This window comes from Acinetobacter baumannii, from assembly GCF_009759685.1.
GTDB classification, from domain to species: Bacteria; Pseudomonadota; Gammaproteobacteria; order Pseudomonadales; family Moraxellaceae; genus Acinetobacter; species Acinetobacter baumannii.
In genome coordinates this window covers 2,894,133-2,920,303 of record NZ_CP046654.1, presented here as the reverse complement: position 1 = coordinate 2,920,303, position 26,171 = coordinate 2,894,133, and the positions used below count along the sequence as shown (strand labels likewise).

Sequence of the window (26,171 nt, the reverse complement as noted above, 5' to 3'; positions counted from 1 at the left end):
ACTTAAAACTTAACACCTATGTTTGTTTTTCTTTGAATGAGGTTTAACAGGTTTTTGTGCATTATGAAAATTTATGTGATTAAGCTTAACAATTTATTTGGCTGTCTAAAAAAAGCCTGTCTTTTGACAGGCCTTCTTGTTCGAACTTAAGCTAATTCTTTAATTAAAGAATTAACCACATGTTGCTTGAGTAATTTTTTTAGAAGTTGGATCAATTGTGACAGTTACTCGATTTGAACGATAATCCATTGTCATCGGTTGACCTGGAGCAACTTTACGAACAATTTCTGACTTCGTTTTTTGCTTAATTTGATCATCGGTTAAACCAGATAGCCCAACTAATTTTTGAGCTTCTTCTGAAACACAGTTCGCCTGATTATCACGGAATAATTTCCACTCTTCGACGACTTGTCCATTTGGCAAATGGCAATAACCTACCTGACCATTTGCTTCATTTCTAATTTCTAATTTCCCGCCTTGTTCAACGCAATATTGACTAGCAGGATTTGGTGAACCAATTTTTGGAGGAGTTGAATCTTTATGTTGTACTGATGAGCAAGCCGTTAACGAAACAAGCGCTAAACCAAGAAAGATAATTTTTTTCATAAATTTTGCTTCTTACTAAAAGAAATAAAGATATCAAAAAAATTTATGTTTTATATGACTTGTTTACAATAAAAAACCTTCATAGAGAGCAACTTACAAAATAATTCTCTATTGCAAATGTTAAATTATGATGCGTTATATCTAACAATAAAATTTATCTTCTATGGTCTTTCTAAAATACGCGGCCCGGCACCTTCTTGCCCCAACACATCATTGGGATTTCTTAATGGACATTGTTCTAATGACAAACAACCACATCCAATACACCAATCCATTTCGTCTCTGAGTCTTGTGAGTTTTTAAATACGCTCATCCAAATTCTTCCGCCAATCGAGAGATAGCTCTTTCCATTGTTGTGCAGTTAATTTAGAACCCATCGGATATTTACTTAGGGCTTGTTTTATTTCATCTAATGGAATACCAACTTTTTGAGCAATTTTAATGATCGCAATGTAACGTAACACCACTAGAGTAAAACGGCGTTGGTTACCATTGGTTCTTATACTTTTAATTAAACCTTTAGATTCGTAAAAATGAAGGGTTGAAACTGCAACACCGCTACGTTTTGCAACCTCACCAACCGTTAACAAACGACTTTGATTCCTTTCACTCATTTTTATTAATCTCAAGCTTAGTTGAGGTCTTATAAAAGGTTGCTAAAATTTTGTCAAATTGCAATCTAACTTTAACCCTTCAGCAATTTAAGCTATTTATAAAAATTAAAAACTATAATTTGCAAACTTGAATAAAAAATCATCAAAATTATTTAAATTCACTATTCATTTTAGATTCAATAAAAATATTATGGTCTGTTTTCACAACCACATATCCAGAACATATTATAAACAAATGGCATAGGTGCACCTAAAGGATAGACTTTAGCCTCCTCTATTTTATATGTCTTTTTTCTTGATTCGATATGTAAAATACTATCGCAACGTGCAATTACAGTTCCTTTTTTATATAGTTTTTTTCTTTCATTTTTTGCATCGAATTTATATACCAAAAAGTAAACTTTTTCCCCTACCTCTATCCTTGAATGATTAACCATAATGTAACCATTACAATACTTACATTGCCAATCGTCCATATCTTAAAATATCACATACTCAAATGAGAAAAATAGAATAACTGTTTTAGTATAAATTTATTAAAAATATAAATCTAAAAAAATATTTAAATTTAAAAAATAATACTTATTTGAGACGTTCATCACACAATTTTTCTAGCTAAAACTAAGTAGATAAATATATAAAAGACAAATAGTTACACAAATATAAAATTATTCCTATTTTCTATAGAGTGTACTTTTTTGACAATAGAAAGTTAAAATTATTTTTAATAATATTACACAAATATAATATATTATTTATTATATGTAATAAAATTAAAAAATACTTTATTATTCAGCACAAATAATAAAGATTAGATATTTTCATCATTAATTGAAAAAAATTCATTTTTATAAGCAGTTAAAAAATCTAAAATATATAAAAATATAACTTATTTTTTAATTATGGCTATTCAACGTCAAAAACTCGAACTCCCATCTGGACATAATAAATTATTACTCCATTCTTGCTGTGCTCCCTGCTCTGGAGAAGTAATGGAGTCATTAATTGAGTCTAATATAAACTTTTCTATATTCTTTTATAATCCTAATATTCATCCGGTAAAAGAATATCTCATTCGTAAAGAAGAAAATATCCGCTTCGCAGAAAAACATAATATTCCCTTTATCGATGCGGATTATGACACCGATAATTGGTTTGCCCGTGCTAAAGGTATGGAAAATGAACCTGAACGCGGTATCCGCTGTACCATGTGTTTTGATATGCGCTTCGAGCGTACCGCTTTATATGCTTATGAACATGGGTTTAGTCTAATCAGCAGCTCTTTAGGGATTTCAAGATGGAAAAATATGGCGCAAATCAATGATTGCGGGATTCGCGCTGCTTCACACTATCCCGATATTCAGTACTGGGACTACAACTGGCGAAAAAATGGTGGCTCTAGCCGCATGATTGAGATTAGTAAACGTGAAGAATTTTACCAACAAGAATATTGTGGCTGCGTGTATTCCCTACGTGATACGAATCGCTGGCGTATGAGTAATGGTCGAGATCGCATTAAAATAGGTGTTAAGTTTTATAGTAATGCAATGGAAAATGATTAAAAAACTTATAGAGATTCAAAAATAAATATTTAATCATATTTATTTACTTCTAGATTTTCTAACCGCAAATAAAAAGAGCCACATCTGGAGAATGTGGCTAAAAGGTGTACTTAGACGAGCTTTGTTTTATTAGAATAATAAAGCTAGCTTAAAATAAGATTAATAAAAAAATTTTATTTTAGAAAGTTATAAAAATAAGCAATTTCTTTTCTCATCAAATTTATTGTGTTAGTTTTTAATACTTTAATGTTTCTATAAAACATTCATATCCAATATATAATTTCATCAATTAGTCAGAATGAAGTGTAATTATGATTCAAAATGAAACGATCGAAGTCTCGCCAGTTCAACAACAAGACTATACTCAATGGTTAGAATATTGGGTTGCCTATCAAAATTTCTATCAGGTCAATTTACCTCCTCATATCACAAAAATGACTTGGGATCGTTTTTTCGATGAAAAAGAACCTATTTATTGTGCAGTTGCCAAAAATAAAGAACGTATCTTAGGTTTTGTCACTTATATGTTTCATCGGTCTACTTGGGCAGAAAATAACTACTGTTATTTAGAAGATCTGTATGTATCACCTGAAGTTCGTGGACGACAAATTGGTAAACAACTTATTGAGTATGTACAGAAGCAAGCCACCGAACATAGCTGTGAACGTTTATATTGGCATACTCAAGAAAGTAATCAAACAGCCCAAAAGCTCTATGATTGGATTGCACAAAAGCCCGGCGTTATTCAATACCGTATGTCTTTGAACTAAGCGAAGTTAAACACCAAAAATTTTCACTCTTTTGGTGTTTTAGCTTTAATCATTTTTGACATCCAATTAGATTGGTACTTAAAGCTTGCTGCGAATGAGTTTGACTACCTTATCATTCACATTTGAGCATTGATTAAATGCTGCAAAACGCTGGAGTTCTTGATCTAATTCAAAAAAGAAATGCTCTTTATCTTTTACCGTTTTTTCTAAATGTAGACTAATCACTTCTAGTTCTTTTACTGTCCGGTGTGCTTTACAGTCGACTCGTCCTACTAACTCATTTTGATAAAGAATAGGCAAACAAAAATATCCAAATACCCGTTTGGCCGCTGGCACATAGCATTCGATCCGATAATCAAATTCAAATAAGGAAGTTAAACGGTCACGATGAATAAGAGAGTTATCAAAAGGCGAAAGTATTTTTAGACCAAAATCAGTATCCAATTGTTGCTCTATTGCAGTTACATCAACATATAAATTTTGTCCGTCGGCAAGTTTAATCGCTGATACAACACCTGCATCAATCTGCTCTTTCAGCACGACACGCATGGTTTCTTTTAAATCATTTTTCTTTAAATGAACCAATTGTTTCCACGTAAATGCACCATGAGCTCGAAGCGTATTATTAAATAAATACTGAGCATATTCGTAAAGCGTAGGCAAACTTAAATCAATATTTTCAGGTAGGCAGCGTTCAGTTAAATCGTAAACTTTTTCCATACCATTACGTTCACAGATCATCAGGTCACCTTGCATATATAACTGCTCAAAAGCACGGCGGCCTGGACCGGTATTCCACCAATTCCCTAAACTCTCTTTATTTTTCTTATCAATATCCCTTAACCGAATTTTACCTTCGGCACGAACACGTGCCAGAATTTCATTCATAAGGCGTTGATCGCCTCTATTAAAATAGCGACTTTCCCCTTTTCTGACAGACATCATTGCCGGTAATGCATATCGATAATCTTTCATAGGAAGATAAGATGCCGCATGATACCAATATTCGAAAATCTGCCGCTCACGAACCAAACTGTTTAAATGGCTTAAATCATAATCTGGCACTCGACTCCACAATATATGGTGATGAGCACGTTCAACGACAGATATGGTATCAATCTGTACATAACCTAAATGCTCAATCGCCTCTAATGTTCCTTGCCTACCTGCTGCGAATGGACTATTTTTTCCTAAGCCCTGTTTTAATAAAGCTATTTTTTTCAAAGAAGATGTCATAAAAATCAAATATTGTTGTGTTCATTTAAAAACTAAAAGTTTCAATATTATCCTATCACTTTTCTTTAACCATCTTCCCTTCAAAATAGTATTTCTTTGGGTCCGTAATATTCTTTAATCACCTAAACTTTTATTAGTGAATTTTGTTATAACTTCTTGGAGCTAACCTTACCACTAACACAATAACCAATATCACACTACATAAATGAAAAATCCAACCTGCCTTATAAGTCCCTGTAAAGTCATGCAAAGCTGCTACAAACCAAGGCGGTATTGCAGCAAGTAAAAAACCGCCTCCTTGCATAAGTGCAGATAAAGCACCCGCATTGTTCGGCTCTTCAAAATGGTCTAATGCCACAATAAGTGTTAAGGCAAAACAACCTCCCAAGCCTATTCCTAAACAAATTGCCCATAACACAGATGCAAATTCAGGTATAAAAGCAAGTCCTGCAAAGCCAGCAAATTGCATGAATAGAGTAAACCACAACCACGGACGTCGATCTTTATATTTCCTAGCTAAAATAGGCAAAGACAGAGCCGAGGCTGCTTGACTCAAGGCAAGTAAGGCAAGCAATTTCCCACTTTGAGAAATACTCCAGCCATGATCTTGAAACGAAGGTGCCAACCACGCAACCACCGAAGAATAGCCACCATTGACCAAACCAAAACACAGCATTAACAACCATGTTCTAGGTTTCTTTAATAATGTTTTTACAGGTGACAGATGGGCAGTCGAACTTACAATGGAGGGTAAAAAAATAAATGTTGATACTAGTGCTAATACAGCGGGTATAGTAAAGAAAGCCAGCCCCAGTGACCATAGACCCGTTATATTGGAAATCACAGGTGCCAACCATGCGCCTAGTGCGCCACCACCCATAAGCATAGCTGAATAAAGCCCCATCATTGGCCCGATATGTTGACTAAACTCTCGTTTAATAATTCCTGGAAAAGCAGCCTGTATCAGCGCGACGCCTAAACCAATAATTATTGCACTAGCAATTAAACCCTCAGCTGTAGGAAATAAAAATCTAAGTGCGCATCCAATACAAATAGTCAGCAAAGCACCCAAAACAACTCTACGTTCTCCGACCATGCTCTGTACGATTGGACCAATAAAGGCAATAAGCCCCATCAACATCATGGGCAATAAAGTGAGTAGAGCTATTCCTTGTAGACTTAATCCAGTACCTGCTCGAATCTTTGAGACTAAAGGACCAATACTGGTCATAAAAGGTCTTAAATTGAGTCCAACCAGAGCGACTGTCAAAATAAGCATGGGACGAGCCAAGAAAGCTCCAGTCTGCTTCATTACTTTAGGCCCGATTGCTTAGCTTTATAATTTTTCCAAAACACATAAAGGTCGGTACGGTCTTCAAATCGAACAGGCACATATTCGATTTTCATGGACTGTTCAGCAAATGGTTTTACAAGATCGGCATATATTTCAGCTGTAGATAAACCAAACGGTGCGCCGTCTTCATTAGAGTAAGCATAGTTAACTGTCTTTATACCCGCTAAACGCATTGCAGCCATACACATAGGACATGGATGCCCGCTTGCAAATACCGAACAGCCTTCTAAATTCGCGGTTCCTAGAACTTGGCTGGCTGCCCGAATCGCCAATAGTTCAGCATGTGCAGTCGGATCATTGGTTGTCAAAATTTGATTAACACCTGAAGCAATTACTTTGCCATCTTTTACAATTACTGCGCCAAATGGTCGGCCACCTTTTTCTATATTGTTATAAGCAAGCTCAATGGCTTGACGTAAAAATTCCTGATTTGCTTTCATTTATTCTTCCTCCATCTACTTTGCACCAGCTACAAGAAGGAGTTTTTCAATTTCACGATATCCTCTTGTACGTGCATGTTGTAATGGTGTGATCCCATCTTTATCTGCCAAATTCGGATTGGCACCAGCTTTTAGCAAAAGTGCCACAATTTGCTGATAATTGGATTTGCCATTACCTAAAATGATTGCTTCTAGTAAAGCTGTCCAACCTAAATTATTGACATGATTTACGTTTACACCTGCAGCAATTAAAGTACGGACAGTTTCTACATGGCCCCGTTCTGCTGCTGGAATAAGCGCGGTTCCCCCATAACGGTTAGTACTCTTTAAATCGGCACCATGCATGAGTGTCATTCTTAAAATTTTTAAATAACCTTGTGCACCTGCATACAAATAAGGACTATCTTGTATATTATCTTTAGCATTTACATCTGCGCCGGCCTCAATCAACATATGAGCCGCATGTATATGGTTTGCTCTTGTTGCCACCATTAATGCTGTTGAACCTGTTTCATCACGTGCATCAATTAAGGTCTTTTGAGACAAAATATGTTTTATTAACTGAATATCGTCATTTGCAGCTGCCATGTGTAAAGGGTATTCATCCTTTGCATTTACCACATTTGTAAAACCCAAAGCACCCATCGCAATGATCAGATTGATCCATATGAGGGACTTACGCATGAAACACTCCAAATCAAAATGAATTGCATAATAATTTGGCACTAGAATAAGCACGCTTAAAAGTATTTGGAAATTAAATTATTTAATCGATTGTATTAAGATTATAAATACTCAAGTATCTTGTTCTCTGCGTTATTGATGGTATTCATTTATGTTTGACCCTCGTCTTCTTCGTGCATTTGTGACCATTTTTGAAAGTGGTAGTTTTACAGCCGCCGCTGATAAGTTGCATCTGACACAATCAACTATTAGTCAGCAGTTAGCACGCCTCGAAGAATCGGTTGGTCACTCCCTTATTGATCGCACAGCAAGACCATTACAATTAACAGCTTCAGGTGAATATTTAATTGGTTATGCTCAAAGAATTTTGACGCTTCAACAAGAGGCTGAGGCGGTCTTAAAAGATCCAGCTGGCAGCATCCCTATTCGAATTGGATTGCCAGAAGATATGATGAGTACTGCTATGGCAGAAGTTTTCGGTCTATTTACTCAAGAACATCGTACTATTCGGTTAGATGTCACTTCAGGCTTAAGCCGTAACCTGACAGAGCGCTATCGTAATGGTGAACTGGATATTGTTATTGTGAAAGAATCAGCAGCCAGCGCCGATTGTTATGCCTCTTTTCCTGAAGAAATGGCATGGTTTGAAAGTGAAAATGCGATTACGCCTTTGTCTGAACCAATTCGTTTAGTGACCTTTCCTCAAGGTGGACTTTACCGAGATGAAATGTTTGAGACATTAGAACGTGAACGACGACGTTGGTATATTGCTTTTACAGGAAGTAGTTTAGAAAGTGTTCTAGTAAGTGTCGAAACAGGTTTGGGAATATCTTTACTACCAGTTAGTACCACAAAAGGCCGTCGTGTACGTAGATATAAATCTTTAGGTGAAGCTTCACCTATGGTTGTTTCAATTTATACATGGGAAAAAGCTGGGTTGATTTCCCAGCTTGTCGATCACATGACTACCGTTTTACATGATCGCTTCCAATCAGGCTCCTAGGTTTAACTGATGTCATTTAAGCTTTCGGCAATCAGCTTTTCCGCCATTTCTTGAGTTTTCTTCAAGCCTGGCATTCTATATTCTGTATGGCCATAATCTTGTATAGATTTCCAGCGACCACCCCAGGTAAGCCCGACAGACTCAGCAACTTGCCCATATAGGCGGTAACCCTGCATAGCCCATGGGTCACGTTCAGAAATAACAACTTTACCGTTTCGCTTAAAGGCCACATCTGCCGCTAAACCAAATTGATGATAACTTTGATACCCTTTTGCTCTGGTTGTATTCGGATTGCCTGCCAACATATTTTGACGTGCTGGACTACGATAACCTTCAAGCAAAACAAGTTCATAACCATATTGTTCTTTCATAATTTTAAAGACCATAAGCAAACGCTGCTTATAGCGTGGGTTCATTTTATCCCACTTACGGTTGACTAAACTCGTATCTAAAATCGCACGGCCATCAAAACTTGTATTATCAATTGGTGAAGAATTTATAACACCACTTTCTTGAGAAGCATATTGCTGCTCTAACTGAGTTGCTTCAACAATTGCAGCTTCAATCAGGCTTTCATCTACTTCAGGTGGAGGCGATAATATTTCTCCATTTAATAATGCATAAATTTGCGGATCAGTTTTTTTAAGATACTCGGCTTCAATTCGTGTTGAACTGATTGGGCGAGTAAAAGCAAAAATTAAAATACTGGCAAATAAAAAAAATCCTGCGATTACAATCCACCATTGCTGTAAATGCCAATGTGATTGTAGTTTTTCAGGAGCCGCAGCCTGATTCATTGTTTGAGCAAATTGTCTAACTTGATTTAGCTGCCGACGCCCCTGAGGTAATAAAGATAGAACAAATGTTCTACCCTTATTTCTTAACTCATAAGACATCAAAAATGCTAACCCTATAGCAAGGCAAGCAAAACAAAAGAAAATTAGAAAAATCATCATGACTTAACTAATTCACAGCAAATGGACTTCGTGTAATCTTAATATCAACCGAAGCTTTAGGTGGTTCCACATCAGCCTCTTGTTCAACCGGAGCTTTATTTACCTCAGCGGGTTTGGCTTGAACCACTTTCGTCTGGGTAGCCGGTTTTTGCTGAACTACCTGTAGTTTTGGCTGTACAGGTTTAGCTACAGCCTGTTGCTTAGGTACAACCTGTTCACCTGTTAACTGTGCATCAAAAGGTGAAACACGTTGCGGGTTAGGTACTGCCTCTTTATGAGGAGCAGGCTTAAAAATGTTACTTAACTCATTCTCTTTAGGTTGCTCAAAACCATCATGGCTCATCGGATCAGTTTGCTCTTGCTGATCACTTACTGCTTGGTCATGTGCAGAAGAATTAGTCATCAAGACTTGGTCAAGCTCCTGATCTTGATTCGATTTGCTCTCAACACTTGTAGGGTCGGATGAATACGGTTGAGACAAGAACAGGAACAACGAGATACTTACAAAAACACCTGCAATAATACCAATGATGATATAGATTACGGGTGATCTCGACTTTTTTTTATTCGATTGCAAAACTCGAATAGAAGTTGGTTTTTCCTGAGCCATTTCTTTCCATCATCAAGGTAAGTAAATTGTAATATGTGCCTGCTCTTGTGGGGCAGAAATCACATTTTGATAATTAGATAATGCTTTATCATTTTGATTGTTAAGCATAAATCTTAAACCTGCAAAGGTAAGTAATGCAAAAATCAATAAGAAAATCAAAATCCAGAAAAAAGGTAACTCACGATGGATAATATTTCGTATCTGATCAGGAATTGCCGAGAATGGCGAAAAAGCCACTTTTTTCCCTTTCAGATAATCAATTTCATCGCCTACTCGTGCCACCAAATGGTTAAGGCTTTCAATTGACTCAATTCGGTATTTACCCTGAAAACCTAATAATAAGCAGTAATGGAAGACTTCAAGAGCAGCTAATCGCTCTTTTCCACGACTACGTAGTTGCTCTAAAATTTCGAAGAATTGATAACCCGCTAACTGTGAACCAAACAGGCTTAACTGTAATGGACTAATTAACCAAGAATTTTGTAAATTAAAATAGCTTGGGTCTTGCTGGGTTACGATCGTTTCATCAATCAGCGCACAAAACGCATATTTAGCATCATGAATATCATCAGCTGAAAATTGTAACTTTTTCGCTTGTTGCTCAAATCGATTAAGCAAATCTAGAATTTTTTCACGAAAGCGCTGTGGATCAGCTGGCACATACTGATTTCGAATTAAAAAGATTAAGTAAAAACCATCATGCAATAAATCAATCAGATTAATTGCCTGTAATTTTACTTGGGACTGGCTATTATTATTCCCCCCTGTCCCAATTTGCCCATCGTCAAATAAAGAAGGAGCACCTGTAGATTGTGACATTTTTCTCTCCTTTATCTCTAAGCGTTCATGACCGCAATCAGCTCAATACTGATATCTTGGAATCCAGCCGGAACATAAATACAAATCGTTTCTGAATCCAACATACGTTGATAGAGCTCATGATGCGGTTCGATTTCAAAATAGCTCACACCAGAACGTACTGGAATAGCAGTTGGAACTTGGATTAAGTGGTGTAATGGAATTGCTGGTAATGCTGCAACAACACGTTGTTCAACATCTAAAGTACTACCGATTTTAAAACGTAGAGGAACGATTTGAATCAACTCATGGGTCTGCATCGCGCTACTTGATACAGCAATATAAAGTCTGGTATCTCGAGTAATCTTATCGGTTTCGAGACTTCCCACCCAATATGAAGGGCGAATTTCTTTAAGGGCAATACTGATGTAACGACTCGAAATAATCGTATCGAGTAAATCACGTAAAATTGTGTCGAGTTGGGTGAAGCTCTCTTGCAAATTATGATGTTTATATCCAGGTAACTGATCAACTTCATAAGCTGTCGAGAAGGTTAATAACGAACCTGCTAAACGTAGCAATTCAAAGAATAATCGTTCCGGATGAATTTGCGGATATTGCAAGAAATGGCTCAGACCAGCATGAGCAGTATTTAAAGCATTTACCAACCAAAACGAAACGATATCACCTGAACGGAATTCAATTAATTTCTGCTCATTTTCTCGGTTATTGGTTTGAATCGTTTTAATTTTTGCCTTAATAACATTCAAGGTTCTTTTTAAATTTGAAACCAAGGTCTCAGATGCATCGACATGCAAAATGGGCGGAATAAATTTGCGGTCAATTTCAAAAGCACCTGAACTCTGACGTTTAATTTTGCCTATTGGCAAATACAGGAAACCATCTAAATTATGATCAGGATTACTATGTGCATCTAATAATTTAAACACAGCTCGACGACGTAATAAGCTGATATCAGCCTCTGTCGCGTTTGTGAACAGATCATGGGTCTCAACCAAATGTGATTGATAGCGCCCCTTTTGTGATTGATTTTGATCGATTAAATTTTGTTTATTGGCTTGTAATAATGGTAATGCCAAATAGATGACCATTTCACCACGTAAATTAAGCTCATCAAGCAAAATAGGTTCAGGTAATAAGTCATAAGCAGGCGCTTGATATATTTCACCGTCTTGCCAAATCATTTCTACTGATTCAAGTGCAAGAATATGCGTACTTAACTGTGCTTCATCAAAACTAAGTTTTTGAACGCCATAGGAAAATGGCACAACAGCACGAACCGTATGATTTAAACGTTGTTCATGATAGGTATCTTGAATCTGGAAATGTTGAGGTCTTAAAAATAAACCTTCGCCCCACAGGACTTTTTCAGCTTTAAACATATCTCTTTACCAATCTTTATTCATATTCATTTTTAGGTTGAACACCTAACATTTCCTGAACCATTTGCAATGGATGCTCATCTTTAATCACTTGTGCTAACCATTCATGCAGCGGCATTTGGCTCCATTTAATGGTCTTTTGGAGCATATAGCTCACAGGACTATGTGGCTCATTTGCTTGAAAATAATCAGCTATTTCTTGCAGCACTTTCATTGCTTGCTCGCGATTGGCCAAGTGAGTTTGTGCTTGTGGCTGAAACATAGGCTGGTCTGATACGATTTGTACAGGCACTTGATTTTCCATAGACGGTGTCGTGATGACAGCGGCCTGTTCTTGGCTCGGCGCAAGCCCAGTACCAAAAGCCTCTGCTTTGTAAATTTTACGTAAAGTGCTGTGTATTGTTTCAAATGCAGAATCAATTGCAGCAAAACTCGGTGAATCTAATCCCATTAAATGGTCGAGTGTCTGCTTTAAAACATTCCACTCCGTTAAAACCGAATTAAACTCTTGATAATTTGAGTATTGAAAGGTTTTAGAGGTATTAAAGATCGCTTGATCAAATTGTTCTAATTCAGATGGACCTGACTGACTCTCGTACTCTTCTGTTTGCTTACGGCGTATATTTTCGTGATATAGAAAATTATCGTAATCAAGCAAGTTATAATAAGGAGCTGTGTTGGTTAAAGGTACTTTCTTCAACAGCATTGGCAACTGATTAATAAGACCTTGTAATAAACCAATACGCTGATCCAAATCATCATCTTCAATAATCGGATGAATATCCTGCCAATATTGGTTCAGCATGGTATGAGTTAAAGTGATTCCCTTTACCATGCCTTCAAAACCATTTAGATGAGTCCAGGCTTCTATTACCCAAGTTAATAGACGGATATCTTTGGTTTTTTCAATGAGCAAAGCGCTTACACTCTTCGCAACAAAGTCCCAATCTGCCTGCTTCCGTTCAGCAACCCAATCCCCCTGATCTAATAATAGATCATCCTGTGTTCTGGCTTTCTTTATCTCGTGAAATTCATTAGAAAATGAATAATCCTCACCACAAAGCAAGCTGTCATTAATGGGTTTAAGTAGTTCAGAAATATCAATACTCATCTAATTTTGGCTCTATTAAATTTTTAAACTTCTGATTTCAACTTTTTACTAGTCCGTTTTTTAGCAGGCTTCGCCACAGGATCTAGTAAATATTGGATCTCGTCATCTTTTGCATCAATCATGATCAATTTCGGCAATTTTTGATCTGCCAAAGCCACTAAAATTTCAGTTGCCAAAGCAGGTAAAACTGTAGAATTTAAGATGTTATCAACATTACGGGCGCCACTATCCACTTCAGTACAACGGCTGAGTAGCAACTCAACCAAGTCATCTGAATATTGAACTTCCGTTCTATATTGTTTTTCAATTCGAGCAGTAATTTTGCCCAATTTGTGTTTAATAATTCGAACCAATAAATCATCATGCAATGGGAAATATGGCACAACTCTCATACGCCCTAAGAAGGCTGGCTTAAACTGTTTATATAAACTCGGTTTTAAATGTTCGATTAAATCTTCCGCGGTAGGCCATTCTTCTACAGGCTGATTTAAACATGCCTGCATAATTGCACTCGAGCCCGTATTTGAAGTTAATAAGATTGTCGTGTTTTTAAAATCAATAACGCGCCCTTCACCATCCTCTAAAGTACCTTTATCAAATACTTGATAGAACAACTCCTGAACATCGCTATGTGCTTTTTCAATTTCGTCGAGTAACACAACACTATAAGGATTACGGCGTACAGCTTCAGTTAAAACCCCACCCTGACCATAGCCAACATAGCCTGGAGGAGCACCTTTAAGCGAAGAGACAGTATGTGCTTCTTGATACTCAGACATATTAATCGTGATTAAATGCTGTTCACCGCCATATAACTCATTAGCCAAGGCTAAAGCAGTTTCAGTTTTACCAACCCCACTAGGCCCGACTAAAAGGAACACCCCTTGAGGTTTATTTGGATCTTCTAATTTAGCTTTTGAAGTTTTAATCCCTTGGACTAATTGTGTAAGTGCATAATCTTGCCCCATTACACGCTCACCTAATTTATCTTCAAGCGTTAAAATCTGCTTAATTTCATCATTGACCATTTTCCCAACAGGAATACCTGTCCAATCAGAAATAATTTCATTGATAATCTGAGAGTTTACTCGCTCAAAAACTAACGGCTGTTGTCCCTGAATATCAGCAAGGTCTTTGCGTATTAAATTAATCTGATCGTAGGCTTCAGACTCATTAGAATGGCTCTGCGCTTCTAATTCCTGAATTTTACGAACTAGCTCTAATTCTTTTTGCCATTGTTCCTGAGTCTCTTGGATCTCACTTTGTAATGACTCTAGTTGGTTTTTCAGATTTTCTAATCTTTCATGATGTATTGGAATTTGACGGTGTTCATTTTCCAAAATTTGTTGCTCAAGCTTTAAGTTATGTTCTTGTGCTTTCAATTGATCAAGTTTGACTGGTTGTGCATTTTGGGTCAAAGCTACACGCGCTGCTGCAGTATCAAGAACACTTACTGCTTTGTCTGGGAGTTGACGACCACTAATATAGCGATGAGAGGCATGTACAGCCGTTACAATTGCTTCATCATCAATTTGTAAATTAAAGTGCTTTTGCATTACGGGAATCATTGCACGTAGCATATCCACAGCAACTTCTTCGGCCGGTTCTTCAACCTTTACCACCTGAAAACGGCGGCTCAATGCAGCATCTTTCTCAAAATACTGTTTATATTCTGCCCATGTTGTTGCAGCAATAGTACGTAACTCGCCACGAGCAAGTGCAGGTTTTAAAAGATTGGCAGCATCGTTTTGCCCCGCTTGGCCACCTGCTCCAATAAGCGTATGCGCTTCATCAATAAATAAAATAATAGGATGAGCCGATGATTGGACTTCTTGAATAACTTGCTTTAAACGGTTTTCAAATTCACCTTTAACACTTGCCCCAGCTTGCAAAAGCCCCATATCTAAAACGTGCAAATGAACATTTTTTAATGCTTCAGGAACTAAACCTTGAGCAATTTTTAAAGCCAACCCTTCAACTACAGCTGTTTTACCTACACCTGGCTCACCAGTTAAAATTGGGTTGTTCTGACGTCTGCGCATTAAAATATCGAGCATCAAACGAATTTCATATTCACGCCCAATAACAGGGTCAATCCCGCCGTTCTTCGCTTTTTCAGTTAAATTAATTGTATATTGATCTAAAGCAGGTGTTTTTTGAGTTTTTGCAGTTGGAGTAGCGGCTTGTTCTAATTCATCTGCTTGTGAAGATGTTTTTGATTCTTCTTGTTGTTCTACACTTTTTTCACAAATTTCAAGAAACTTATGTTTCATTGAGTCTATCGGGAAAAGATCAAATAAACTCGAAGCTCTTGTTGCAATTTGATAGAGGTCTGGTGCAGTTAATAATGCAACCAATAAATGACCACTACGAATGACAGGATTTTGTTCTGCTGAAGCCAATAACCAAGCTTGTTCAAATAAACGAACAATTGATTTAGCAAAAATTGGAGTACGTGTATTACCTTTTGGTAATTGAGAAATTGTTTCTTTTAAATCATCTGCCAAAGCATCGGCTGAGATTTTATATTTTTTTAATAAAATTTTTAAATCGTTTTCTAAAGACTGATTAAGTAACTCTAAAAATAAATGTTCAATTTCAATTTCGTAGTTTTGCTGAAGAACACAAGCATTAGCAGATTTTTCTAAAGCAGTGCGTGCAGCTGTAGAAAGTTTTGTAATTAAAATTTTTAAACTACTCATCATTACTCTCAATATTTTTAAATAATTTAATACTTAAAATCATAATGCCCGTATATTACCAAAATTTAGCTTTATCCGACAAATAACCCAGCATTACAATCATTAATATGATTTATTCGATTTCTTATATCTAAATAAAAAATCTAATACCATTTAAGATCATTTAATTAGTACACATATCTTTTTAACTTAAACATTTAAGAAAAAAAGATATACCCTCTGCTATCCTTGATTAACCAAACTTTGTTTCGGTAATAATTTACAGCCACACGATAATGAATCATTTACTCTTGCAGCTGCTTTTCCCATCACTTGCATATTTGGGTCACCGGAAACAATCGTAGAAACCGTTTTATGCGCCGGACAAGTTGCTTTATCACCTACACATGCAATTGCGATTCCATCAATTAAAAATGCACTATTACCAGAAATGACTTGCCCTCCACCTGTCGTTGGGCATCCAATCGTAATGTAAGGGCTAGCCATATTCTTCTCCTTATCCCTATAAAACGGTGAACTCAATTCGGCGGTTTTTCTTTCTACCTTCCGCAGAAGTATTGTCCGCTACAGGCTTAGATGAACCTAAACCTTCGGTAGATAAATGATCAGCAGGAATATTCTTACTAATTAAATAATTTTTAACTGCTAAAGCTCGATCTTGGCTGAGTTTTAAGTTTTTGGTCGCATCACCAGAACTATCGGTATGCCCCACAATTTTGACTTTTTTCCCGCCCACTTTATTTAAAGCAACAGCCATTTCATCAAGAATTTTTTGCCCAGCTTCAGTTAATACTGCACTACCAGATTCAAATTCAATAATTCGATTTTTTAAAGCATCATCAATAATCTTCTGCTCAGCCTGATTTACAGAAAGCTGGGAAAATAATTGATATGGAGGCTGTACCAAATTCTGAAAAGACTGAATGGTTGGCTGTATTTCTGTCGGATTTAGCATTTTCCCGGTCAGTTCAAATCGGGTTCCATTAACACTTAACTTACCCTGAGAAACTTTTTTAAGATCAGGTGTAATCACTCGTGTGACAGAGTCACTCCATCCATTTGGAGCGGCAACTGGTCGAACTTGTATTTTATCAACAACTTGATCTGCACCATAAACAGACTGCATTTTCATTAAAATAGCCTGTTTACTTGCTTCATTTGGCACTACACCTTCTACAACTATAGGCTGTGCTAAAGCATAATTCGCAATTGCATATATAAAACAGCCTTTTATAAATTGTGAAAGTTTAATTTGATATTTTTGATTCATTGTTATTCACCCAAAAAAGTCTGTCTAAATAGTTTTAAACCTTGATTTAAACTTAATTGGCGTTGACATAAAGATTGTTCTAGCGTTGCTAAACCAGCATTCTGTTCCAAATAAGTATCAATCCATTGAGCTTGTATTAAAGAAACCCAATGTTTGCTATCCATATTCTGAGTAAAAATATCGCTAAGAGCTAAAATATCAGCACCCTGAAAACCAAAGAATAATACCGGCTGCTCCCGATGTAACAACCCAATTAATACTTCGGTATTATGCTGTTTTAAAAAACGACAAATAATACTGACCCAGAATGCCGCTATTTCATAACAATAAGCAGGATTATTAATCGGTAGAATCAAGACTTTATTTAAACGGCTAGTCCCATTTTGTAAAATTGGTTGTAGTAGTAATCCTAAACCAATCATGCTTTGAGCTAACTCATAAATACTTAGCTTCATTAACTGAGCAAATGAATGCATGGTATGATTTTCATAAAAACCTACACATTCACGTTCAGATAAAACCTGAATTTGATTTGGTAAATGATTTAGCTTACCAAATAATAAGTCAGAGTCTTTAATCCCTCTTAATGCGCGATTATTTTGAAATAAATCAACTAAGACATGCTTATAGCTATAAGGTGCATATAATAAATTTTCATATGGCAAATCAATCTCAAGTAAATGACTGAGTACCATCGGAAAAGCTCGGCCTGAACTGTCTTCGCTCGCCAACAAATTAGCAGCCAAGAACATGTTCTCTTGTGGATTTGCAATAAAGAAATCCAATGAAGGCAACTTGCTATATGCCTCTTTGAACATATTTGACTGCATTGCATATTCCAATGCTTCTGTTATCCACTGATCAAGTACCTGTATTAAGGCATATTGACCTTTTGTCTTTAAGAAGTCACCACGTGCAGGGCTTTTACCGTAATACAGAGGAGTTGTTTTTAATGTATGCATCAATGCTCCTCCTTGAATGTAGAGGTTAGTTTCCATGTCATGGCTTAACTCCCGCAGCAGGTTGTGCTAGTGCAGAAACTGGATTTTCAGTTTTGGCAGGAGCAGCAGCCTGAGCTGGTGCTTGCTGTGCGGATACAACGCGAGCAGCTTTATCCGCAGTCACTTTGTCCACCAGTTGCATACCAGAGTAGCCACGGCTTGAACCGATACTTCCTGAATTACTACTAATAAGACGGAAGTTCATTTTCACAAAGAGTGATGGATCTGTCTTACTGCGCCAAAGCATTTCAAAACCACCGTTTTGCTCTTTACGCTGTGCACTATCGATTAAACGGTTAATCCCGTATTCGCCTGGTTCATCAAAAATGGTATGTGTCTGACCTTGTAAATCTACAGCCGTAATACGAGCACCCGGAATACTGCCTTGATTTGGCCAAATAAAGTTAACCCATTGCTGCACCCCATTTTCATAAGTCATACGCTGACCATCAATATCAACGGTATATGAAAGTAACTGCGGGTTTTGAATTGGGTAGAACTGGAAGTTAGACTGATTGGTTGCCGGAGCAGCTGGTGCTTGGCTATTTAACTCACCTGTTGCCATTCCATTTGTAGGTGCAACATAGCGTTGGAAGTTCATAACAAATTGTGGGTTTAAACTAATCCCCAAATCTTTCCATGTTTTGGAGGTTAAGGTATAACCGCGGCGGATAACAAACGGGTCTAAACTCTCTTTAACAAAACGGGAAATACTGCCGTTCTCACCAAGAATTTGTCCAATTTCACTACTTGTTGCTTGTAAAGAAGCTGATGAGTTAAATGGATATTTCTTAGCAAGATTTGCAGTAAATGGTTGATAGGCTTGCATTACCCATAGCTTATTGATTTCATCTTGAGTAGGTGTAATTAAACTTTCAAAGGCTTGGGTAAGTGGACTCACCACTAATTTTTGTAGAAGTTGCTGATCAATTTCACTGAAACCAACCGCCATCTTTTCATCTACAATTTTTTGAGTCTGGTTAAATACCGATGTCTGCTCATTTAAAGTTTGCTTAACCAATGTCATCGCATTCGGTCCGATCTCACCCGCATTCTTAAGTTCATTAAACTTACTACGTACTAAGGCAAGATTCGTCATATATTCATCAAGCAAAGATTTACCTTGCTGATCATCACGTTTACGAACCAATTGATAGAACATTTGATATTCTTGAGAAATAGGCCCTTGAGCATTCGTTACAGCCTGATTTGCTAATTGTTTATCATCATGATTTAAAACCTTACGTTTAAACCATGCAATAAATCCTTTTTGAGGCGCTGCTAACTCTGCTTGAACAACCGGATTATCCCAATTTGTTTCAATGGCTACGCGTTCAATAAGTGTGCGAATTGGTGAATTTTGTGGTTCGCCCAATACATCAATATTTTTAACTTGCTGAGCAAACTGAGTTGCTTTTGCATAGTGAATACCGCTTAAGAATTTTCTCCACTCTGCAATATATTCTTGTTTATACAATGCAGTAAGCTGCTTTCTGATTTGCTCTGGACTACCAGAGAAAGTTAAATCATCAGATTGACGGCTATTAAGCACCCAGTCTTTAGTATCCGTAGGTTTGTCTGCTGCTTCCTCAATTGCTTTTTCTACATACTCGTTCCAAGCTTTTTGAGTAAATACCCCTGGTAATGCATAACTACCCAATACAATATTTTTATTTGCGTCACCAACAATCTGGCTCACAGTTAAAGCTGGGAAGCGCACAGCAGCACGCATTTTAATTTCGTTATAAACACGGTCACGCGCTGGCATACCTCTAATAACAGAGAGCAATACTTGACGTGTCTGATCTACGAGTTGAGAGTCAGCATCCAAAATCGGGAATTGTTTATCATTTGCCAATGTCATTGCGTAAGATAAGATCTGCTCAGCTTCTTGAATCATATCTGCACGTGGCATCTGCCCTTTATTGGCATCAAGCCAAGAACGCCAGAAACGCGTTACCTGATCACTTAAGTGACTCGCATCCATATACTGTGGATTGCTCATCATTAAATATGCTTTTAAAGCATTATAAGCATCTTGAGGATTGGTATCCGAAGGCTCCAAATATTGCTGAGTTTGAGCAGTTTGCTTGATCTCAACATTGGTATGATTTGCTTTTAAAGTTGCTTCGTTATTTTTTACACGCTGCAAATACTGAGCAATATTTTGCTGTGTAGGTATCAAAACAATTTGCTTAACACCTTTTAAATATTCAGCTTTTAGTTTTTCACGTAGCTCATTACCTTGATATAAACCAAAACTAAATTTTAGTGGTCTATTTTCATCAAATTCGTCTAACTGTTGTAGACGTCTTTGCAAGATAAGTAAGGCCTCTAATTGAGTCGACAATTGTTGACCTGAACTCTTTTCCAATTGAACAACTTTATTTAAATCAGCTTGAACTTCGGCAATAAGTTGTTGATTGTTACGATATGACCAAACCCACACACCCAGAATAATGGATACGCCAGCTAAAGCACCAATAAATGCAATATAACGCTGACGCTTTTTGCTTGTATTGACATGCTGTTTAACCAGATCTTTATCTTTTAAAATGACATCTGAAAACAAGCCTTTTAAGAAATAACCATGGTTAGGCGTTGTTTTTAGCTGATCTTTTACTTCACTTTGAGCAATTTGGGAAAGTTGGAATTCCTGTGCAATTTGCTCAGTCATTGGACTTTCTATTACGCCTTCTTGCAAAGCACTTGTGAAATAAAACCCGCGGAAAACTGGTTGGAACTGGTAAGGGTTATCTTCAAACAGTGTCGCAATAAAACTTTTTAATGCTGGTTTTAATGTCTTAAATTCTAATGGGAAAGTCATCACACTAGGTGAGATATTTTGAGAATGTCGACGGCTAAGATGAGTTGAACTGACCCCTTTTAAACCGTCATAAAGAATATTGTAGTGTTTCTCAAAAAGATCTACGGCATTATGAGAAGAGTTTTGCTCATATGGTAGTGTTGCGCCCCACGCCTGATTATATTCTTGCGCTTCATAGAATTCGAAAAATTCGGTAAAACCCGCGATCAAATCCATTTTTGAAAAGACTAGATATACGGGTACAACCACTTCTAAACGTTCGGTTAAATCCTGAATACGAGCGCGTAAATTTTTCGCAAGCTTTAATGAGTGTTCAGGACTCTGACTAACAAGCTCAGCAATACTAACAATAAGAATTAAACCATTTACTGGAGCCTTAGAACGGTTCTTCTTTAAGATATTTAAAAAGCCTAACCATTCAGAGTGATCTTCGCTATAGACTGAATAACGTCCAGCGGTGTCGAGTAAAATACCCTCAGTTGAAAAAAACCAGTCACAATTACGCGTACCGCTTAAACCAGCCGAAACCATTTTTTGATGGGTTTCTTCAAAAGGAAACTTTAAACCGGAATTATAGATCGCAGAACTTTTACCAGCAGCCGGGTTACCAATGACCATATACCATGGCAACTCATATAGTGCTGCGTTCCCCTTTTTATCGCCTAACTTTGACTTACGAATCAATTGAATAGATTCTTTCATTTGTTGGCTAATAAGTTGCAGCTCTTCTTTATCTTTATTTTTGCCGTACTCTGCTTGGGTATCCTTTTCAATCGCTTGCGCAAGCTCTTCACCTTGAACAGCATGCTTTTTACGCTGAATTAGCCAATAAATTCCATAAGCGATGAGCCCTAAAGCATATGCAGATGCTAAAGCCCAAAATATATGGCGAGGAATTGAAGTATAGGAAGACATCAATGCCACGAACAATGACAAGGCGATAATTGCTTTAGGATTCGTGATGTACTGCCACAAGTAGCCTAAAATTGTATGCATTCTATTCTCGTTCTAAGTTCAAAGTTTAAATTAGCTATTCAACACCATCGCATCATCTTCTGAATTTTCAGTGACACTCTGCACAAATGTATGTGCTGACACTGTATTTTCTCCAAAGACAAAAGGAACGATATGTTCAGGAAAATGCATACTGAGCATAAAGCCATAAATATCAACTAAATGCTGGGTATGCCCCAATGAAGATTTCACATAAATATAGTGATGTGTTTCAACAGATGTTTGTGCAAACTGCTGCTGTAATTGCTTCGCTGCTTTTATATCTGTCTGGTCTGAAAGAATAAGTACGTATGGCTCATCTCCCTCATACTGCGGTAATTCATTTAAGTTCAGCGTATGAAGAACTTTGGCTGCTTTTTCTTGGCCCACCACAATTTTTAAGTTTTTAGCCGGTTCGAGTTCTTCGATTTTTAATGATGGGTCCGCAAGGAGGCAGCTTGCAGCAAATTCAGCCGGAATATAATCTTTGACCATCCATGATTTTTCATCAATAAGATCTTGATCAATCTCTGAATCAACAGCCAGCATGAGAAATACCTCATGCTCTTTCTTTTGAATGCGTTTTAATAAATGAATAAATTCTTGATAAGCTACACGCTCACCCAAAAAGTGATATTCGATATGAACTTTTTGGGAAATAATGCCAATCTCATTAAAAAACTCTAAAATCAGATCATTACTTTGCTCATCATTCCAAACATGTAATAAATCTTCTGGAAGAAAAATATGCAAATTCAGTCGATTTAAACGGTGTACTTCAACTACTGGTGTTTCCGTATCTTCATATTCGCTATTTGGATCGACCCATGCAGGATGCATATGATATTCACGGATCTGATGAGATTCATAAAATAAAATTGAGCGCTTTAAATGTTCAGCCAAGCGATACAAATTCTCTATATTTTGTTCTAGTTGTTGCCTGATTAAAGACATGATACGAACTTGTCTTGGCGAAGCAGCGTATTGAATATCCTCATCATTTGTCTCAGCTAAATCTTTAATTCGATAAGATAAAAGAGGCAATCCATACGAATTCAACAATTGCTCATCAAGCTCCGGACTTTTAAAATTTTGTATTTCTTCAATAATAGTTTCATTCTCGCCTAGGGCATGTATGGCAAAAGCGGAATATACATTAAAATCCAGCTGTTCTAGAGGTTGTTCAATTGCAGCAGATGATTTTTGACTATCATCATTTTGGCTTTGATTTACAGCTTTCTCTTTCTTTTCTTTATAACTTTTATAAGCGCTATAAATCAGCCAAGGCGATAAGATCGCCAATGTAATAATTGCCGGTAATAAAAGAAAATAAAGGAAAAAATCCCCTTTATCAGGGTTATATTGAACATCTCGCCAGTAGAAAATAATCAATCCACTAACAATTGTAAAAATAGCGATGAATGAGAGTAATATTTTTTTAATCATATTTGCTCTCCAATAAGGCTATAACATGTTTCATGGCTATGGGTGCTAGGCTTGCGAGACATTAAAAAAGCACCTTGCCCTAAGCCATTGGCTTGGCTTTGAGTCAGGCGAACAGGTTGTATTTCCGACTCATCTAATATCAGTCTAAGATCGATTGAAAGTGTCGGACTGCACCATGTTTCTACAATTTTTTTAAGCTTTAAACTAAGCTCTTGATGAGGTAAAAATTTTAAATATTGCTGACGCTTAAGTGGACCTATCTGAATCTCAATTTTTCCATCAATTTGTTGAATCGTTTCCCCACAAAACGTGTTAATACCAAGTAAGCTAGGCTGGCTTCCACCTAAAGTTGTTAACTGATCACTTGCTAACTTAAATGATTCTTGTATGAACTCTTTAATTGTAATTTCATGCTTAAATATACAACTCAACATTGTTTTCAAAGCATGAACGGTATTATTTTGCCCCTGCATTAAGCCTGAAAATTCAGCAAAATATTCATCCAAATCTTGTTGTTGATGTTGTGATCGAACATAACCATTTAAAGCATGCAGGATATCCAAATAATCATTTTTATTTTCTATTTCATATCGCACAGGCAAGTGATAAGTAATACTTGACTCTACATACTGACCAGTTAACTTATGATTAAATAAACTCAAAAACTCTTTAGTTTCAGCTCGTTGCTGCCGTGGAGCCTGCTTAATTTTATTTGTATAAGTATAAGGTAATGCCCCTTGTATACCGGTAAGACCAACGATCAGGTTTGTTAAATGAACACGCTCATCTACTAATTCTAAACTTTCAATTTCAGTAGCCGGAAAGTTTAAGTTAAACGAGGTCTCAAATTTAAAATGATCAGTCCATGACGAACAGGCATCATTAGCTGGGCTATGACGCAATAACCGTGTTGCTTGAATAAATTCAAAAGATTTGGGGCGTTGAAACAACTCAGCCGTTATAGAAGAGTCTTGCCACCAACGTTCTGACTGCATTGGTATAACTCCTGCTGAGATGAATAATCCTTAACCACCAAATCAACAAAACTATTAATTTGAACCTTTAAATTAAAAACACGACTTAATAACTGACTAAAAATATATAAGCTATGCCCTCTAAATACAGATGAATCAATTTGTAATTCAGCTTTTACCCCTCTCACAAACATTGGAAATGGTTTGCCATCTACAAGTTTATGGGTAAGTGAAAATTCTAATTTTTTAATTGATTCAATAATTAAATAATTTTCTTTTGACTGCGGTAAGTTATATAAAGCCAACAGCTCTTTAACATGAGAAACAGCATCCCCTTTCATAAGCGCTAAGCTATTTAATGAAAGATGCGAAATCACACGCCATTGCTCACTTTGGCCTTGTTCAAATTTATAAGGTTTGGTTGGTCGCTTTAAGACAATCGCACGTCTCGCCAAGCTACTATCGTTTAAATTTAATACGTTATTAGACTGACCCAGCGCTTCATGAGGCAAGTCACGGTTTGAACATAATAATTTGGTGCTAATAAAATCTGAGCGTGTTGAAAATGGATTTAAATTTTTAGAAATAATCGAATAGCCCATTTCAACGAAATTGGACTGTAACTTTTGATAGTTTACTGAGTAAAAAAAGCGAGCTGTATCATTGTGGTAATGGCTCATCGCAAAAAAAGGCAAAACAGGAACATAGCTTTCTTCCTGATTTGTTTTTTCACGCACCATATTCATCTCAAGTATTGAATATACCTGATAAAACTCAGGATGATGTGCATCTGTAACTAAAGGATATTCTAACTGCTTGTGAACTATCTTCTGAGGTTCAGCATATTTTTCAAATAAATTAATTACTGGGGTAGTAAATAATTTAAAGTTTGCAATATTTAGCTCAGAATAGTTTCTAACAACGGCTTGATCATTTAAGTTTAATTTGAAATGAATTAAAAGCTCAAATTCGGATACATGCTGAGGTATTCGCTTTAAAAAATCCAAATCGAGCTTAAGATAACTAAACTTTTCCGGGAAACAAAAGTATTCCATCAACAAACGATAAGCATGATGGGTATGTTGATCAAGCGGTAATAAACTTTCTTGTTCTGCAAAACCAATCAATTCGAATGGATTCTTGCTCAATTCTACAATTGTTTGTCCATATTTAACCGCAAAACTGGTTCCTTTTTTGAAAATACTATCAAGGACCTGTAGAGGAAAATTAGAGATAGCATCCAAATAAATAGGAAGCTTCTCATCAGTTAAACAAGCATGAGCATTATTAAAAATTTCAAATTTAAGGCTCAACGTCGCATTTTGATTTAAGTGCATATGTGCACTAGGTGTAGTTTTAAAATCCAAACCACTTAAATGAATAGGCAGTAATTTAACATCTTGAGTTGTATTAAACTCACACTGTACTCCTTTGAAACTACGAGATTTCAAAACCGTATGATGAGGTACAAGATGAGGTTCTGTAAGCTGTTTAATCTTATTAATATCTTCAAAGCTAACAACTGAACACGCAGGAAAATGTCGTAAGTATTGAGGAAACATCACCTCAAATAAAGAACGAGTAAAAACATCGTAACTATCTGTTAGTTTTTTATCGATTCGAGCAGCAATCAGCGAAAAAGCCTGAATCAGACGTTCAATATGTGGGTCATCAATTTGCTCTTGATTTAAAGATAAGCGCTGAGCAATTTTTGGATATTTTTGGGCAAATTCCCGAGATTGTTGACCAAATTCTTGTAATTGTTTTTCATAAAACGGTAAAAGCTCTTCTATCACAACACACCCACTACG

At 36.6% G+C, this 26,171-nt stretch carries 22 protein-coding genes and 1 pseudogene; 3 read left to right on the top strand and 20 right to left on the bottom strand.

What is annotated here, in order from left to right; genetic code table 11:
* Nucleotides 1-171 precede the first annotated feature (171 nt).
* The 3 genes and pseudogenes from GO593_RS14000 to GO593_RS13990 form a co-directional block, all read right to left on the bottom strand.
* On the bottom strand, nt 172-606 hold the full coding sequence (locus GO593_RS14000; protein ID WP_000720060.1) for an I78 family peptidase inhibitor: 435 nt from the start codon (nt 604-606) through the stop codon (nt 172-174).
* Between the two features lie 161 nt (nt 607-767).
* A pseudogene (gene soxR, locus GO593_RS13995) lies at nt 768-1,220 on the bottom strand (redox-sensitive transcriptional activator SoxR).
* Between the two features lie 188 nt (nt 1,221-1,408).
* The gene (locus tag GO593_RS13990) at nt 1,409-1,696 is read right to left on the bottom strand and encodes a hypothetical protein (protein WP_000342965.1); all 288 of its coding nucleotides are present in this window, start codon (nt 1,694-1,696) and stop codon (nt 1,409-1,411) included.
* A 426-nt stretch (nt 1,697-2,122) separates the two neighbouring features.
* Between GO593_RS13990 and GO593_RS13985 the strand changes: the two genes are divergently transcribed.
* Nucleotides 2,123-2,782 carry an epoxyqueuosine reductase QueH gene (locus tag GO593_RS13985; RefSeq protein ID WP_001007559.1) on the top strand — a complete coding sequence of 220 codons (660 nt, stop codon included), beginning with the start codon at nt 2,123-2,125 and terminating at the stop codon, nt 2,780-2,782.
* Between the two features lie 311 nt (nt 2,783-3,093).
* A complete protein-coding gene (locus GO593_RS13980) occupies nt 3,094-3,552 on the top strand; it encodes a GNAT family N-acetyltransferase (protein ID WP_000615572.1) in 459 nt (152 codons plus the stop codon).
* 78 nt (nt 3,553-3,630) lie between these two features.
* On the opposite strand, the gene GO593_RS13975 is transcribed toward GO593_RS13980, so the two are convergent.
* The 4 genes from GO593_RS13975 to GO593_RS13960 all read right to left on the bottom strand — a co-directional run bounded on the left by GO593_RS13975 (nt 3,631) and on the right by GO593_RS13960 (nt 7,266).
* The gene (locus GO593_RS13975; protein WP_000204296.1) at nt 3,631-4,788 is read right to left on the bottom strand and encodes a winged helix-turn-helix domain-containing protein; all 1,158 of its coding nucleotides are present in this window, start codon (nt 4,786-4,788) and stop codon (nt 3,631-3,633) included.
* Between the two features lie 133 nt (nt 4,789-4,921).
* Nucleotides 4,922-6,100 carry a cyanate transporter gene (locus GO593_RS13970; protein WP_000814588.1) on the bottom strand — a complete coding sequence of 393 codons (1,179 nt, stop codon included), beginning with the start codon at nt 6,098-6,100 and terminating at the stop codon, nt 4,922-4,924.
* Nucleotides 6,100-6,582 (bottom strand): nucleoside deaminase, encoded by a 483-nt coding sequence (locus GO593_RS13965; protein WP_000646730.1) that lies wholly within the window; start codon nt 6,580-6,582, stop codon nt 6,100-6,102. Before GO593_RS13965 ends, GO593_RS13970 begins: the two co-directional genes overlap by 1 nt.
* A gap of 15 nt (nt 6,583-6,597) precedes the next feature.
* Entirely contained in the window at nt 6,598-7,266 is a 669-nt protein-coding gene (locus tag GO593_RS13960) for an ankyrin repeat domain-containing protein (protein ID WP_001232204.1), read from the bottom strand.
* Nucleotides 7,267-7,417: 151 nt separating this feature from the next.
* Between GO593_RS13960 and GO593_RS13955 the strand changes: the two genes are divergently transcribed.
* Nucleotides 7,418-8,269: a LysR family transcriptional regulator gene (locus GO593_RS13955; protein WP_000460191.1), complete on the top strand. Its 852-nt coding sequence runs from the start codon at nt 7,418-7,420 to the stop codon at nt 8,267-8,269.
* A 2-nt stretch (nt 8,270-8,271) separates the two neighbouring features.
* Here the strand turns inward: GO593_RS13955 and GO593_RS13950 are convergent, their stop codons facing one another.
* From GO593_RS13950 to tssF, 13 genes are all read right to left on the bottom strand, one after another.
* Entirely contained in the window at nt 8,272-9,225 is a 954-nt protein-coding gene (locus GO593_RS13950; RefSeq protein ID WP_000972583.1) for a M15 family metallopeptidase, read from the bottom strand.
* Between the two features lie 7 nt (nt 9,226-9,232).
* Nucleotides 9,233-9,835: a hypothetical protein gene (locus tag GO593_RS13945; RefSeq protein ID WP_000046452.1), complete on the bottom strand. Its 603-nt coding sequence runs from the start codon at nt 9,833-9,835 to the stop codon at nt 9,233-9,235.
* A gap of 12 nt (nt 9,836-9,847) precedes the next feature.
* Nucleotides 9,848-10,654 carry a type IVB secretion system protein IcmH/DotU gene (gene icmH / locus GO593_RS13940; protein ID WP_000083629.1) on the bottom strand — a complete coding sequence of 269 codons (807 nt, stop codon included), beginning with the start codon at nt 10,652-10,654 and terminating at the stop codon, nt 9,848-9,850.
* 17 nt (nt 10,655-10,671) lie between these two features.
* On the bottom strand, nt 10,672-12,036 hold the full coding sequence (gene tssK, locus GO593_RS13935) for a type VI secretion system baseplate subunit TssK (RefSeq protein WP_000471448.1): 1,365 nt from the start codon (nt 12,034-12,036) through the stop codon (nt 10,672-10,674).
* 16 nt (nt 12,037-12,052) lie between these two features.
* Nucleotides 12,053-13,147 carry a type VI secretion system protein TssA gene (gene tssA, locus GO593_RS13930; protein WP_000020709.1) on the bottom strand — a complete coding sequence of 365 codons (1,095 nt, stop codon included), beginning with the start codon at nt 13,145-13,147 and terminating at the stop codon, nt 12,053-12,055.
* Nucleotides 13,148-13,170: 23 nt separating this feature from the next.
* Entirely contained in the window at nt 13,171-15,852 is a 2,682-nt protein-coding gene (tssH, locus tag GO593_RS13925) for a type VI secretion system ATPase TssH (protein WP_100223335.1), read from the bottom strand.
* A 219-nt stretch (nt 15,853-16,071) separates the two neighbouring features.
* Nucleotides 16,072-16,335 carry a PAAR domain-containing protein gene (locus tag GO593_RS13920; RefSeq protein ID WP_000168111.1) on the bottom strand — a complete coding sequence of 88 codons (264 nt, stop codon included), beginning with the start codon at nt 16,333-16,335 and terminating at the stop codon, nt 16,072-16,074.
* 16 nt (nt 16,336-16,351) lie between these two features.
* Nucleotides 16,352-17,119, bottom strand: coding sequence for an OmpA family protein (locus tag GO593_RS13915; RefSeq protein ID WP_001072402.1), 768 nt, complete (start codon nt 17,117-17,119; stop codon nt 16,352-16,354).
* A 2-nt stretch (nt 17,120-17,121) separates the two neighbouring features.
* Nucleotides 17,122-18,081, bottom strand: a complete 960-nt coding sequence (tagF, locus tag GO593_RS13910) for a type VI secretion system-associated protein TagF (protein WP_000557241.1) — start codon at nt 18,079-18,081, stop codon at nt 17,122-17,124.
* 37 nt (nt 18,082-18,118) lie between these two features.
* Entirely contained in the window at nt 18,119-21,943 is a 3,825-nt protein-coding gene (gene tssM, locus GO593_RS13905) for a type VI secretion system membrane subunit TssM (RefSeq protein ID WP_000556919.1), read from the bottom strand.
* A 30-nt stretch (nt 21,944-21,973) separates the two neighbouring features.
* Nucleotides 21,974-23,386, bottom strand: coding sequence for a hypothetical protein (locus tag GO593_RS13900; protein ID WP_000591866.1), 1,413 nt, complete (start codon nt 23,384-23,386; stop codon nt 21,974-21,976).
* Nucleotides 23,383-24,381, bottom strand: coding sequence for a type VI secretion system baseplate subunit TssG (tssG, locus tag GO593_RS13895; RefSeq protein ID WP_001190390.1), 999 nt, complete (start codon nt 24,379-24,381; stop codon nt 23,383-23,385). Before tssG ends, GO593_RS13900 begins: the two co-directional genes overlap by 4 nt.
* Nucleotides 24,345-26,156, bottom strand: coding sequence for a type VI secretion system baseplate subunit TssF (tssF, locus tag GO593_RS13890; protein ID WP_000568820.1), 1,812 nt, complete (start codon nt 26,154-26,156; stop codon nt 24,345-24,347). The genes tssG and tssF overlap by 37 nt, the downstream gene beginning before the upstream one ends.
* Nucleotides 26,157-26,171 lie beyond the last annotated feature (15 nt).

Excerpts from the sequence above, each read along its gene's own strand:
- tssA (WP_000020709.1), bottom strand. The coding sequence starts at position 13,147 with ATGAGTATTGATATTTCTGAACTACTTAAACCCATTAATGACAGCTTG.
- tssH (WP_100223335.1), bottom strand. The coding sequence starts at position 15,852 with ATGATGAGTAGTTTAAAAATTTTAATTACAAAACTTTCTACAGCTGCA.
- GO593_RS13985 (WP_001007559.1), top strand. The coding sequence starts at position 2,123 with ATGGCTATTCAACGTCAAAAACTCGAACTCCCATCTGGACATAATAAA.
- tssK (WP_000471448.1), bottom strand. The coding sequence starts at position 12,036 with ATGTTTAAAGCTGAAAAAGTCCTGTGGGGCGAAGGTTTATTTTTAAGA.
- GO593_RS13945 (WP_000046452.1), bottom strand. The coding sequence starts at position 9,835 with ATGGCTCAGGAAAAACCAACTTCTATTCGAGTTTTGCAATCGAATAAA.
- GO593_RS13975 (WP_000204296.1), bottom strand. The coding sequence starts at position 4,788 with ATGACATCTTCTTTGAAAAAAATAGCTTTATTAAAACAGGGCTTAGGA.
- GO593_RS13990 (WP_000342965.1), bottom strand. The coding sequence starts at position 1,696 with ATGGACGATTGGCAATGTAAGTATTGTAATGGTTACATTATGGTTAAT.
- GO593_RS14000 (WP_000720060.1), bottom strand. The coding sequence starts at position 606 with ATGAAAAAAATTATCTTTCTTGGTTTAGCGCTTGTTTCGTTAACGGCT.
- GO593_RS13900 (WP_000591866.1), bottom strand. The coding sequence starts at position 23,386 with ATGATTAAAAAAATATTACTCTCATTCATCGCTATTTTTACAATTGTT.
- GO593_RS13960 (WP_001232204.1), bottom strand. The coding sequence starts at position 7,266 with ATGCGTAAGTCCCTCATATGGATCAATCTGATCATTGCGATGGGTGCT.
- GO593_RS13970 (WP_000814588.1), bottom strand. The coding sequence starts at position 6,100 with ATGAAGCAGACTGGAGCTTTCTTGGCTCGTCCCATGCTTATTTTGACA.
- icmH (WP_000083629.1), bottom strand. The coding sequence starts at position 10,654 with ATGTCACAATCTACAGGTGCTCCTTCTTTATTTGACGATGGGCAAATT.
- GO593_RS13950 (WP_000972583.1), bottom strand. The coding sequence starts at position 9,225 with ATGATGATTTTTCTAATTTTCTTTTGTTTTGCTTGCCTTGCTATAGGG.
- GO593_RS13980 (WP_000615572.1), top strand. The coding sequence starts at position 3,094 with ATGATTCAAAATGAAACGATCGAAGTCTCGCCAGTTCAACAACAAGAC.
- tssG (WP_001190390.1), bottom strand. The coding sequence starts at position 24,381 with ATGCAGTCAGAACGTTGGTGGCAAGACTCTTCTATAACGGCTGAGTTG.
- GO593_RS13955 (WP_000460191.1), top strand. The coding sequence starts at position 7,418 with ATGTTTGACCCTCGTCTTCTTCGTGCATTTGTGACCATTTTTGAAAGT.
- GO593_RS13920 (WP_000168111.1), bottom strand. The coding sequence starts at position 16,335 with ATGGCTAGCCCTTACATTACGATTGGATGCCCAACGACAGGTGGAGGG.
- tagF (WP_000557241.1), bottom strand. The coding sequence starts at position 18,081 with ATGCATACATTAAAAACAACTCCTCTGTATTACGGTAAAAGCCCTGCA.
- GO593_RS13965 (WP_000646730.1), bottom strand. The coding sequence starts at position 6,582 with ATGAAAGCAAATCAGGAATTTTTACGTCAAGCCATTGAGCTTGCTTAT.
- tssM (WP_000556919.1), bottom strand. The coding sequence starts at position 21,943 with ATGCATACAATTTTAGGCTACTTGTGGCAGTACATCACGAATCCTAAA.
- GO593_RS13915 (WP_001072402.1), bottom strand. The coding sequence starts at position 17,119 with ATGAATCAAAAATATCAAATTAAACTTTCACAATTTATAAAAGGCTGT.